A 12,822-nucleotide genomic window follows, 5' to 3' on the forward strand; every position below is an offset into this window, starting at 1 on the left:
GTTTGTTATTATTTCATGAGATTGCCACGCAACCTACGGCTGCTCGCAATGACGAGGTAGTATTCACAGAAGAACTAGCTCGAAGTTACTTCAAGCTTTACGTTAAGACATAAAGATCTAAATTCTTTTATCATGACATTAAATGATTCAGGAATGCCTGATTCAAAATTATTTTCACCACGTACTATAGAATCGTAAGTTTTGATCCTACCGTTTACGTCATCCGACTTAACCGTTAACATTTCTTGTAACGTATAAGCCGCACCGTAAGCTTGTAATGCCCAGCATTCCATTTCTCCGAAACGCTGTCCACCGAAATGAGACTTACCTCCAAGCGGTTGCTGAGTTACTAAGCTATAAGGCCCTATAGAACGAGAGTGGATTTTATTATCGACTAAGTGATGCAGCTTCAGCAAATATTTCTGTCCAACGGTCACTAGACGGTCAAAATATTCACCGGTCCTACCGTCAATTAATTTTACTTGTCCTGAAGGATCTTGACCGGCAAGTTTTAACATATCTTTAACGTCCTGAACTTTTGCTCCGTCAAATACAGGAGTTGCAAAATGTACGCCTTTACTTACTTTGTTACAGAAAGAGATAATCTCCTCTTCCGATCTTTCAAGTATATAATTAATATTCTCTCCGTATAGCTCAAGTAAGAATTTCTTAATCTGCTCAATACCTATATGTTTATTTTTATATTCCTTTACTAAGGTAGATATTTTTTTTGCTAAATTTATTGATGCCCACCCAAGATGCGTCTCTAAAATCTGCCCTATATTCATACGAGACGGAAGACCTAGAGGGTTAAGAACGATATCTACCACAGTTCCATCTTCTAAAAACGGCATATCTTCTTCAGGTACGATACGTGAAATCACACCTTTATTTCCGTGCCTTCCTGCCATCTTATCCCCAGGCTGTAATTTATGCTTAGTTGCGATAAATACTTTTACTACTTTTAAAGCTCCCTGAGGTAAATCATCACCGCTTTGCAATTTCTCTACCTTAGTAGCAAATCTTTTATCGAGGACATCTTTTTTCTCATCATAATGAACTTTAATTTGCTCTATTTCATTCATTACATTTGCATCTTCCACGGTAAGCTGCCAAAATTGCCCTTTAGATAAGCTTTTTAGCGTTTCACTAGTAATTGTTTGTCCTGCTTTTACTTGCTTAGGACCGTTAACAATCACCTGCCCTATTAAAAGCTTTTCGAGCCAACTAAACACAAAATGCTCAATAATTTCTAACTCATCGTCTCTGTCTTTTGCTAATTTTTCAATTTGTTGTTTTTCAATAGCAATAGCTCGCTGGTCTTTTTCTACACCCCTACGAGAAAATACCCTTACTTCTACTACGGTTCCGCTAACTCCGGAAGGTACATGCAGAGATGAATCTTTTACATCAAAAGCTTTTTCCCCAAAAATAGCACGTAGTAGCTTCTCTTCAGGAGTAATAGGCGATTCACTTTTCGGCGTTACTTTTCCGACTAAAATATCACCGGCTTTTACTTCTGCACCTACATAAATTATTCCGACTTCATCAAGATGACGCAACGCTTCTTCGCTTACATTCGGTATATCACGGGTAATTTCTTCAGGACCAAGGCGTGTATCTCTAGCTATTACTTCAAATTCTTCAATATGAATAGATGTAAATACATCCTCTTTTACTATACGTTCAGATATTAAAATTGAATCTTCAAAATTATAACCGTTCCAAGGTAAGAAAGCCACAAGCACGTTTCTACCTAAAGCAATTTCACCGTTATCCGTACTAGGACCGTCAGCTATAATATCGTTTTTCTTAACGTAATGACCGACCTTAACTAAAGGCTTTTGATTTATACAAGTATTATGATTGGATTTTTGGAATTTTAATAAATTATAAATATCAACAGAAGGAGAACCGTCAATTTTTTGTTCTAGAGTTCTAATCACTATTCTATTTGAATCTACCTGCTCAACAATACCGTCATGTAATGCAAGTACTGATGCTCCGGAATCTTTAGCTACTACCCCTTCAACTCCGGTACCTACAAAAGGTGCATCTGTTTTAATTAAAGGAACGGCTTGTCTTTGCATGTTTGAGCCCATCAAAGCACGGTTAGCATCATCGTTTTCTAAGAAAGGTATAAGAGAAGCTGCAACCGATACTACCTGCATAGGAGTCACATCAATAAAATCTACCTCTTGCGGTTCTACCATTACAAAATTACCGCCTTCAACACGGCAATTAATAAACTCTCCTTGTAACTTTCCGTCTTTATCAACTTTAGAATTTGCTTGTCCAATTTTGTATTTACCTTCTTCAATAGCAGAAAGATATACCACGTCATCAGTTACATGCCCATCTTTAACTCTTCTATACGGACTCTCTATAAAACCGTGTTTATTTATCCTGGCATAAGTAGCCATAGAGTTAATTAACCCGATATTCTGACCTTCAGGTGTTTCAATAGGACAAATACGACCGTAATGAGTCGGATGTACGTCACGCACCTCAAAACCTGCTCGATCTCGACTAAGACCTCCGGGACCGAGTGCCGACAGCCTTCTTTTATGAGTTATTTCTGATAATGGATTTGTTTGATCCATAAATTGGGATAATTGGGAGGTACTAAAAAAATCTTTTACGACTGAAACTAAAATCTTGGAATTTACTAAATCGTGAGGCATTACGGTATCAACATCACCTGCCGACATCCTTTCAATTACAGATTTTTCCATTCGGACTAAACCTATTCTAAACTGATTTTCTATCAATTCACCTACTGATCTAACCCTTCTATTACCTAAATGATCAATATCGTCTATGATACCTTTACCGTCTTTAAGCTCTACTAAAACTCTTACGATATTTTTAATATCATCAATTGTTAGAACCGTAACTTCTTCAGAAATATTCAGCTCTAACCTAGAATTCATTTTTATTCGTCCGACTTCTGAAAGACCATATCTTTCTGCATCAAAGAATAAATTATAAAACAGGTTTTCAGCCGCTTCTATATTAGCAGGTTCACCGGGTCTTAAAACTCTGAAAATATCACATAATGCTGCCTCACGGTCCTGATTCTTATCAGCAAATAAGGTATTTCTTATATATGGACCAGATTGAGGATTGATTACTAATACATTAACATTTTTAATTTTAAGATCATTAATAACATTTAGCATATCGCTAGTTATCATTTCACCGATTTTTGCTAATACTTCATAGCTTGCAGGGTCCCTTAAATCTTCGGATAAATATTTGCCTATTAAAGTTTCATGAGCTACTAAAATATTATTAAGCCCTTCCCCAAAATATTTTTTAGCTAAACGCGGAGTAATTTTTTGCCCTGCTTTCAGTAAAACATTTCCAGTATCTGCATCTACTAAATCACTTGTTAAACGATGGGCAGTAATATGCTGAGGTATAAATTTAACCGCCCAACCTTTATTTTTAACAAGCTTATAAGTTACTGAATTATAATAAAATTGTATAATTTCTTCAGTGCTCATACCTATAGCTCTAAGCAAAGTAGTAGCATAAAGCTTTCTTTTTCTATCAATTCTAAAATAAATAACATCCTTAGCGTCGAATTCTAAATCAAGCCAAGACCCTCTATATGGAATAACACGAGCAGAATATAAAAGCTTGCCGGAAGAGTGGACTTTTCCTTCATCATGATAAAAGAATACGCCAGGTGAGCGATGCATTTGCGATACAACTACCCTTTCTGTACCGTTAATGATAAAAGTACCATTTTTAGTCATTAATGGGATATCACCCATATATACTTCTTGCTCTTTAATCCCTTTAATTTCTCTAGTACCGGTATCCTCATCTATATCCCAAATACTTAACCTTAAAGTAACTTTAAGAGGAGCGGCATAACTTAAACTTCTTTGACTACACTCTTCTACATCATATTTTGGAGTATCGAATTCATATTTTACAAATTCTAAATTAGCAATATTGGAGGAATCTGAAATAGGAAAAATTGAGTTTAATATAGATTGTAAACCTTTATTTTTTCTTTCAGAATCTTTAATATTTAACTGTAGAAAGTTTTTTTCATATGAATTTTTTTGAATTTCAATCAAATTCGGTATATCTGCTACTAAATTTATATGACCGAAATTTTTTCTTATTCTTCTATTATGTGACAAGGGTTGTGCTTCTATATTATCCCTTAATGAAACCATATAATCTCCTGACTGATAAAATTACTGCCCGTATTGAAGTGATTAGGTCCTATACATTTTTAATAGAATAATCATAATTATGGCTCTTTTTAGCTGTAAATCATAAGTTTTTTTGAAATAGTAATAACCCTATCCTCTCAAAAATCTTATTAATTTTTGATTAAAAATATATCCTAATTATAATCATTAATCAAAAGTGTTCAAAACCTAGGACCTGTATATAAAATTTAAATTATTTATATTTTAAACAGTAAAATTTTTATTGGAATAGCTACCTATTTCAATAAAATGCTTATAATTTACAGTAAAATAAAATATACTGTTTTAAATTTTTTTACATAAAACTTAAATTAAAGAAACCTAGTAAGTTTCCTATTTAGATCTTGTGTAGGCTCTGCGAACATTTTCAAAAAGATTGGATTTTGGTTATTTGTTTATTACAAAAAATTATAAGATTTTTTTAAATTAGGTACTATTCCTTCAAAAATCTCATTAATTTTCATTAAAAATCAATTATAAATGTTCGCAGAACCTAGAAAATTTCAATAATTTAAATTTCTAGACGTATGGTACGTTAACAAAATTATTTTAATTAATAAGATTTTCAATGTAATAGTTTTAACCTATTTCAAAAAAAATAACTTACATTAGCTTTAAAATAATTTTTAAACAAAAAAGCCTTATTCAAATTTAATTACTAAAATAAGGCTTTTTTAGATTTTAAGAAGTTAATTTAAAGCTATAAAATATTTCATCATGTGATACAAAAAATATTAGGTCCTGTAAAAAAATAAATCTATATTTAGTTGTTTTTGGTTGAAAACCACAAGATTTTTTTTGGAATAAAGATAACTGTTCCAACAAGAATCTTATTAATTTTTACTTAAAAATATCTAAAAATACGAATAATTTAATTTTTCTTTACAGAACTTAGTACAGAAGTAATTATTTTAATTCAACTTTTGCTCCGGCAGCTTCTAACTTACCTTTGATTTCTTCAGCTTCTGCTTTTTTCACATTGCTTTTAATCGGCTTTGGAGCTTCATCAACTAATTTCTTAGCTTCAATTAAACCAAGGCCTGTGATATCTTTCACAACTTTAATTACTTCAACTTTCTTGTCACCGGCAGCTGTTAAAACTATTTCAAACTCAGTTTTTTCAGCAGCTGCTTCAGCCGCAGGAGCTGCTGCACCGGCAGCCGCTACAGCTACAGGCGCTGCTGCAGACACGCCCCATTTTTCTTCTAGCATTTTCACAAGCTCAGCTGCTTGCATTAATGTTAATGATGATAATTGTTCTTCAATTTTAGCTAAATCTGCCATAATTTTTTCCTTTTTACTTTTTTTTATATTGAGAGATTACTGCATCAGGTATTTCAAAGTTAATTAAATTCTTTTTTGCTACAAATTATAAGATTTTTTTAAAATAAGAACAATTTCCTATAAAAAAATCTTATTAGTTTCCACTATAAAAGCTCTTTAATTATCAATTAAAATCCCTAGTGCAGTAACCTTTAAGTTAATTTTTACTAGCATGCGCTTGTATTACTCTCGCCATACTCGAAGATGGGGCTTGTAAAACACCTACAACCTTAGTAGCCGGCGCTTGTAATAACCCAACAATTTTACCTCTAAGCTCATTAAGTGAAGGTAGCTTAGAAAGTTCTTTTATTAAATGTTCATCTAATACGTGATTATCGGTTATTCCACCAATAATCTTAAGATTATCATTAGCCTTAGCAAAATTAACTACTAATTTTGCCATCTCAACCGGTTCTTTAGAATAAACAATAGCAGTAGGACCTGCAAATAAATTAGCAATACTATCAAGCCCTGTTTGATTTGCAGCTATTTTTGCTAAAGTATTTTTAACTACTTTAAAACCTGCTTCTTTAGATTTAAGTGATTCTCTAAGTGAACTCACTTGACTAACGGTTAACCCATGATAATGGGTAATAATTACGGAGGGCGATTCTTTATAAATATTTACAATATCCTCTACTTCTACCGGTTTTTCTGATCTTAACACCTTTTAATTCTCCTTTTATAACACAGTTTAATATATTTAAACTGATACAAATGCTTAAAATAACAAAACTTTTTTATTATTACTATACTACCGTTAAACGGCTATAAAAATTATGCTATGCTAGTTAAATCTATTTGTACCGATGCTCCCATAGTAGAAGATAAATACATTGCTTTTAAATAACTTCCTTTTAATCCGACAGGTTTCGCTTTAATTACTGCCTCAATAAACGCATTCAAATTTTTTAATAAATCTTGGTCTGAAAAAGATAATTTTCCAAGCCCTGCATGAATTATACCTGCTTTCTCTGCTCTATATTCTACTTGACCGCTTTTAGCATTTTTAATAGCATTTTTAATATCTAAAGTTACGGTACCAAGTTTAGGGTTAGGCATTAAACCTTTTGGTCCTAAAATTCTTGCAACTGAACCTATAACTGCCATCATATCGGGAGTGGCTATACATACATCGAAATTAATTTTCCCTGCTTTAATTTCATCAATAATATTTGTTGGACCTACTAAATCTGCCCCGGCACTTTTAGCTTCTTCTTCTCTTTCTTCTTTACAAATAACGGCAACTCTTACGGTTTTACCTGTACCAGCAGGTAAATTAACTACACCACGTACCATTTGATCGGAATGCCTAGGGTCAATTCCAAGCTTCATAACGATTTCTAGGGTTGGATCAAATTTAACATATGATGCTGACTTTAATCGTTCAACTGCATTTGTTAAATTATATAAAGCATCTGATTTTACTTTTTCTCTAGCTTCTCTTATTTTTTTACCGCCGCTGATTCTTACAGCAACACCTTGCTTATTTGACATAATAATTAATTCCCTACCACTTCAAGTCCCATAGATGCAGCACTACCACAAATGATTTTTGTTGCTGCTTCAATATCTTTTGTATTTAAATCAGGCATTTTTAACTTTGCAATTTCACGACAATCATCCATAGTAACTTTACTTACTACGGCTTCTTTCTTAGTAGCACTAGAACCTTTAGTAATTTTAGCATATTTCTTTAAAAAATAAGAGGCAGGAGGAGTTTTTATTTTAAAAGAAAAACTACTATCTTCATAAACAGTAATTAAAGTCGGTAAGGGTACGCCTTTTTCCGTATTTTTTGTACTATTATTAAATTCATCACAAAATGTTTTAATATTAACTTTTCTTTGCCCAAGAGCCGGTCCTATAGGCGGAGCAGGAGTGGCCCCGCCTGCCGGAATTATCAAGTTAATATAACCTTTTATTGCTTTCTGAGACATTTATAAATATCCTTATTTTTCTCTTAAATTAATAGTGTATAAACTTGTCATTCCTGCGAAAGCAGGAATCTAAAATAAAATATATCTTAAAAAAAACAGGTGTTTTGTAAGCTGTGCTGGATTCCTGCTTTCGCAGGAATGACATTAGCGATCTTTATTAGGCTAATAGTAACAATATACTGATTAGTATAAAAATCTAACTACCTTTAATCATTTTTCTTTACTTGGTTAAAATTTAGTTCTATTGGAGTTGCTTTACCAAATATTGATACTGAAACTTTTAACCTATTTTTTTCTTGATCTATTTCTTCTACCGTACCGGTGAAAGTTTCAAAAGGACCGTCTGTAACAGTCACTATTTCACCAACTTCATACAATTTAGAATTCTTTGCTTCTTTAGCTTCTGCTTCCAAATTATTAAAAATATTCTGTATTTCGCTTTCCGTAAGAGCTTTTGGCGTGGTCTTGCTTCCTAAAAAGCCAGTTACTCCTGGTATATTTTTTACTAAATACCAAGATTTATCAGTCATATTCATCTTTATCAAGATATAACTCGGCATTAGTTTTTTTTCTATCTTGACATTTTTACCACGTTTAACTTCAGAAACTCCAAAAACAGGTATTAATATATCTTCAAAAAAATCCGTCATTTTCTGTTTAGCGATTCTTCTAAGCATATCTTCTTTAATGCGTTTCTCTGCTCCTGATGCCGTATGTACTACATACCACTGCTTTACATTTTTTTCAGAAGAAGGCAATATATTATCTATACTCTGTTCTGTCACAATTTATTCCTTATACTATTTGCCGATATTAAGCAAAAGCTGCATTATGTTATGTATACTATAATCAAGTACCAAACAAATTAGGCTAAAAATAAAAACTGCTACTACCACTACTAATGTTGAAGCAACAAGCTCTTTTCTAGTTGGCCAAACTACCTTATAAGTTTCTTGTTTAACTTGTTCAAAAAACTTATAAATTTTATATTCTTTAAACATATTTTTGTTAGGTAATTTATTAGACTTCTTGCAAAATTCTACTTCTAGAGGTAATTGAGACAATGATCCAGCGCTGAAATTCTCACATACTAGCATGTACGCGGCGATTCGAGGAAGTATCTCTTTCAAATTTTCTCTATAAGCAAATTTTGTAAAAATTCTATATTTTATAGCAAAAAAGCTCTAAACCTATAATGGCAGGAGCGACAGGCATCGAACCCGCAACCTCCGGTTTTGGAGACCGGCGCTCTACCAATTGAGCTACACTCCTATCATATTTTTAATAAAAAATCAATAAATTTATTAAAAATATTTGTTACTATTAAAAAATTACTATAATAATCGGTACTTCTAATTTATAAGCTGTCACAGTAAAACGACATTTACCTTTGCAAGACATGACAGTAATTATATCTAATTAGATCCATCAATTATTTTTTAGCTTTAATAATATCAGCTACCTGACTCGGCACTTGATCATAATGAGAAAATATCATACTAAACTGAGCTCTACCTTGAGATAAAGACCTAAGCGTATTAACATAACCAAACATTTCCGCTAACGGAACATTCACAGTAACTACTTGAGCATTCCCTCTTGGATCCATGCTTTGAATTTGCCCTCTACGGCTATTTAAATCACCTATAATATCACCCATATATTCATCAGGAGTGATAACTTCAACCTTCATAATAGGCTCAAGTAATTTAGGATTACCTTTCGGCATCCCTTCTCTAAAGGCTGCCTTTGCAGCAATTTCAAACGCAAGTACACTAGAATCTACATCATGAAACGCACCGTCAACTAAAGTTGCTTTAAAATCAATCATAGGATAACCGGCAATAACACCGGTTTCTCTAATATTATTTAAACCTTTTTCAACGCCCGGTATATATTCTTTAGGTACGGCGCCGCCGATGATTTTACTTTCAAAGACAAAAGTTTTATTTTTATCTTCATCTTTTAGATCTTTTACCTCTTTTAGAGGCTCAAAAATAATTTTTACACGAGCAAATTGTCCTGCACCGCCGGATTGTTTCTTATGGGTATAATCGATTTCGCAAGCTTTTGTTACAGTTTCACGATATGCTACTTGAGGAGCTCCAATATTTGCTTCAACCTTAAACTCTCTTCTCATACGGTCAATGATAATTTCTAAATGGAGTTCTCCCATTCCTTTTATCACTGTTTGTCCTGTTTCATGATCCGTTGAGACTCTAAATGATGGATCTTCAGCTGCTAAACGAGAAAGTGCAAGACCCATTTTTTCTTGATCGGCTGTTGATTTAGGTTCTACCGCAAGCTCAATTACCGGCTCCGGAAACTCCATTCTTTCTAAGATTACTTGCTTATCCATATCGGATAACGTATCACCCGTAGTAGTATCTTTAAGCCCTGCTAAAGCTACTATATCGCCTGCTGATGCTTCTTTTACGTCTTCACGATTATTAGCATGCATTAATAGCATTCTACCGATTTTTTCTCTTTTATTCTTTACGGTATTAATAACAGTGGTTCCTGAAGCAATTTTACCTGAATATATTCTAATAAAAGTTAATGAACCGACAAACGGGTCATTCATAATTTTAAATGCTAAAGCTGCAAAAGGCTCAGTTACCGAAATGGGGAAATCTTTTTCTTCACCAGTACTTACTTCCATACCTTTTACTATACCTATATCAATAGGCGAAGGTAGGAAATCTACTACAGCATCAAGTAAAGGCTGTACTCCTTTATTTTTAAAAGCACTACCACATAAAACCGGATAAAATGCTGCTGAAATAGTTCCTTTTCTGATTAATCTTTTAATCTCTTCTTCTGTTACTTCTTCACTTGATAAATATTTTTCCATGATCGCGTCATCTAACTCAACAACCATATCAAGTAATTTAGCACGATATTCTTCGGCCTTGTCTTTCATATCGGCAGGTATATCTTCTTCAAAATACTCAGCTCCAAGTGATTCATCTTTCCAAATCACTGCTTTCATTTTAACAAGATCAATTATACCTTTAAAATTTTCTTCAATCCCTACAGGCAACTGAATAACAAGCGGTTTTGCTCCTAAACGATCTTTGATCATTTCAACGCATCTATAAAAATCTGCTCCCATTCTGTCCATTTTATTGACAAAGCACATTCTAGGAACATTATATTTATCTGCTTGTCTCCAAACCGTTTCAGACTGAGGTTCAACACCTGCTACGCCGTCAAATACTGCAACCGCACCGTCAAGAACACGAAGCGAACGCTCTACTTCGATAGTAAAATCAACGTGCCCGGGAGTATCGATAATATTAATTATCTTATCTTGCCATCTACAAGTAGTAGCAGCTGAGGTAATGGTTATACCGCGTTCTTGCTCCTGCTCCATCCAGTCCATGGTGGCACCGCCCTCATGAACTTCACCTATTTTATGCGATTTACCAGTATAATATAAAATACGTTCGGTAGTTGTGGTTTTGCCGGCATCAATGTGAGCACATATCCCGATATTACGAATATGCTCAAGTTTATTTATTTTACTCATTATATACCCTACCTTATTTCATTTTTTTAGGGCTAAAATGAGAGAAAGCTTTATTAGCTTCAGCCATTTTATGAGTATCTTCTTTCTTCTTAATGGCGACGCCTCTATTATTAGAAGCTTCAAACAGCTCTTCGGCAAGTTTATCAATCATCATTTTTTCAGAACGTTTTGACGCAGCATTAATAATCCAACGGCTAGCAAGAGCATATCCTCTTCTTTCATCAACATGCGTCGGAACTTGATAATTAGCTCCTCCAACCCTAACCGAAGTTACTTCTAAATACGGCTTCACGTTATGCATAGCATTATTAAAGGTTTGATAAGGGTCGACTCTATGCTTCTTTTCAATTTTATTAAAGGCTGAATAAACAATTTTCTCTGCAAGGACTTTCTTCCCTTCTTTCATAATATTATTGATAAATCTTGACAGTAAAATACTGTTATATTTCATATCAGGTAAAATTACTCGCTTTTCGGCGGCGTGACGACGTGACATCTTATTTTTTCTCTCTAACTAATAATTTATTTTTTTGTAACTGCAACTTGTTTACGAGGAGCACCATAACGTGAACGACCTTGCTTACGTCCTTTAACTCCAGCAATATCATATGCACCGAGTACGATATGGTATTTCACCCCCGGAAGATCAGGAACCTGACCACCTCTTACTAATACCCTATCATGCTCCTTTACGCTATGCTTCTCACCGGGAATATATGCATTTACTGTTCTTTTATTACTTAAACGCACCGTTGCAATCTTACGAAGTGCAGAGTTAGGCTTTTTAGGGGTAACGGTTTTTACAACTAGGCAAACACCACTTTTAAAAGGATTAGATTCTAAGGCAGGAGACTTGGTCTTACGAGTTTTTGACTTTCTCCCAAAACGTACTAATTGATTATATGTCGGCATTAAAAAAATACTCCAAAAAACTTATATATACGATAATTAAAGGGTGAAAAAATACTTCCGCCCTTTATTTTAAATCATTTCTAAATACAAATTATAATAATTTATAAATTACACTAAATTTAAATTATAATTACTTTTTCCATAAAAGCAAGTATGTTTTAATTAACAATCATTTTTTTCTCAATTATTTTTGCTATAAAGCTAATTAACATCACTAAAATATAATAACAGCACGCAGCAACAAACATTGGAAAAAAATAATTATATGTTTCAATTGATACAATTTGTGCTCTACGCATTAAATCCATTTCTCCAAGCATAGAAATAATGGCTGATTCTTTAATCAAATTTACAAGCTCATTTACTAATGACGGAAAAATATTTTTAACTGCTTGCGGTAGAATTATATCTTTCATTATTAAAAACTTTGGAATAGCAAGAGCTTCAGCCGCTTCAAACTGCCCTTTATCAACTGCATTAATCCCCGCCCTGACTACTTCGGAAACATATGCTCCCGAATTAAGGGAAAAAGAAATAGCTCCCGCCATAAACACACTAAATTTAACGCCTATGATATAAGGTGAAGCAAAATAAATAATACTTAATTGAATTAATAAAGGAGTACCTCTGAAAATAGAAGTATAGAAATTTGCAAAAAGCCTTAAAGCACGATTCTTATTTACCTTACAAATAGCGAGCAACATCCCTATTACTAAACCGAATATAACGGCAATAACGCTATATTTTAAAGTTACTAAAGCCCCTTCTACAATAAAAAGGATTTTTGGATAAAATTTTATTAAATACTCAAACATAAATTATTATAGATTTATTTCCATACGAATCAGTCTTATCGTCATTTCCTCGCAAGGCGTTGTTG

General features: G+C 33.3%; 11 protein-coding genes and 1 tRNA gene. All 12 read right to left on the reverse strand.

Annotated elements, in window-relative coordinates; genetic code table 11:
* Positions 1-74: 74 nt before the first annotated feature.
* Positions 75-4,196, reverse strand: a complete 4,122-nt coding sequence (rpoB, locus tag KYQ89_RS00715; RefSeq protein WP_218459906.1) for a DNA-directed RNA polymerase subunit beta — start codon at positions 4,194-4,196, stop codon at positions 75-77.
* Positions 4,197-5,141: 945 nt separating this feature from the next.
* Positions 5,142-5,519, reverse strand: coding sequence for a 50S ribosomal protein L7/L12 (rplL, locus tag KYQ89_RS00720; RefSeq protein ID WP_218459909.1), 378 nt, complete (start codon positions 5,517-5,519; stop codon positions 5,142-5,144).
* Between the two features lie 196 nt (positions 5,520-5,715).
* The gene (gene rplJ / locus KYQ89_RS00725) at positions 5,716-6,225 is read right to left on the reverse strand and encodes a 50S ribosomal protein L10 (RefSeq protein WP_218459910.1); all 510 of its coding nucleotides are present in this window, start codon (positions 6,223-6,225) and stop codon (positions 5,716-5,718) included.
* A gap of 110 nt (positions 6,226-6,335) precedes the next feature.
* Positions 6,336-7,055, reverse strand: a complete 720-nt coding sequence (gene rplA, locus KYQ89_RS00730) for a 50S ribosomal protein L1 (RefSeq protein WP_218459911.1) — start codon at positions 7,053-7,055, stop codon at positions 6,336-6,338.
* A 5-nt stretch (positions 7,056-7,060) separates the two neighbouring features.
* A complete protein-coding gene (rplK, locus tag KYQ89_RS00735; RefSeq protein WP_218459912.1) occupies positions 7,061-7,498 on the reverse strand; it encodes a 50S ribosomal protein L11 in 438 nt (145 codons plus the stop codon).
* Positions 7,499-7,704: 206 nt separating this feature from the next.
* Positions 7,705-8,283: a transcription termination/antitermination protein NusG gene (nusG, locus tag KYQ89_RS00740; RefSeq protein WP_218459914.1), complete on the reverse strand. Its 579-nt coding sequence runs from the start codon at positions 8,281-8,283 to the stop codon at positions 7,705-7,707.
* Between the two features lie 15 nt (positions 8,284-8,298).
* Positions 8,299-8,499: a preprotein translocase subunit SecE gene (gene secE / locus KYQ89_RS00745; RefSeq protein WP_004996644.1), complete on the reverse strand. Its 201-nt coding sequence runs from the start codon at positions 8,497-8,499 to the stop codon at positions 8,299-8,301.
* A 195-nt stretch (positions 8,500-8,694) separates the two neighbouring features.
* Positions 8,695-8,770 (reverse strand) — tRNA-Trp (locus tag KYQ89_RS00750).
* Positions 8,771-8,930: 160 nt separating this feature from the next.
* Positions 8,931-11,030, reverse strand: coding sequence for an elongation factor G (gene fusA, locus KYQ89_RS00755; RefSeq protein WP_218459915.1), 2,100 nt, complete (start codon positions 11,028-11,030; stop codon positions 8,931-8,933).
* Positions 11,031-11,043: 13 nt separating this feature from the next.
* Positions 11,044-11,526 (reverse strand): 30S ribosomal protein S7, encoded by a 483-nt coding sequence (rpsG, locus tag KYQ89_RS00760; RefSeq protein ID WP_218459916.1) that lies wholly within the window; start codon positions 11,524-11,526, stop codon positions 11,044-11,046.
* 26 nt (positions 11,527-11,552) lie between these two features.
* Positions 11,553-11,942, reverse strand: coding sequence for a 30S ribosomal protein S12 (gene rpsL / locus KYQ89_RS00765; protein WP_004996647.1), 390 nt, complete (start codon positions 11,940-11,942; stop codon positions 11,553-11,555).
* A 158-nt stretch (positions 11,943-12,100) separates the two neighbouring features.
* Positions 12,101-12,757, reverse strand: coding sequence for an amino acid ABC transporter permease (locus KYQ89_RS00770; RefSeq protein WP_218459917.1), 657 nt, complete (start codon positions 12,755-12,757; stop codon positions 12,101-12,103).
* Positions 12,758-12,822: the final 65 nt, after the last annotated feature.

The organism is Rickettsia sp. TH2014, assembly GCF_019249195.1.
Classification (GTDB): domain Bacteria; phylum Pseudomonadota; class Alphaproteobacteria; order Rickettsiales; family Rickettsiaceae; genus Rickettsia; species Rickettsia felis.

Coding starts and splice junctions, on each gene's coding strand:
- fusA (WP_218459915.1), bottom strand. CDS start 11,030: ATGAGTAAAATAAATAAACTTGAGCATATTCGTAATATCGGGATATGT.
- rplL (WP_218459909.1), bottom strand. CDS start 5,519: ATGGCAGATTTAGCTAAAATTGAAGAACAATTATCATCATTAACATTA.
- rpsG (WP_218459916.1), bottom strand. CDS start 11,526: ATGTCACGTCGTCACGCCGCCGAAAAGCGAGTAATTTTACCTGATATG.
- rplA (WP_218459911.1), bottom strand. CDS start 7,055: ATGTCAAATAAGCAAGGTGTTGCTGTAAGAATCAGCGGCGGTAAAAAA.
- secE (WP_004996644.1), bottom strand. CDS start 8,499: ATGTTTAAAGAATATAAAATTTATAAGTTTTTTGAACAAGTTAAACAA.
- rplK (WP_218459912.1), bottom strand. CDS start 7,498: ATGTCTCAGAAAGCAATAAAAGGTTATATTAACTTGATAATTCCGGCA.
- KYQ89_RS00770 (WP_218459917.1), bottom strand. CDS start 12,757: ATGTTTGAGTATTTAATAAAATTTTATCCAAAAATCCTTTTTATTGTA.
- rpoB (WP_218459906.1), bottom strand. CDS start 4,196: ATGGTTTCATTAAGGGATAATATAGAAGCACAACCCTTGTCACATAAT.
- rpsL (WP_004996647.1), bottom strand. CDS start 11,942: ATGCCGACATATAATCAATTAGTACGTTTTGGGAGAAAGTCAAAAACT.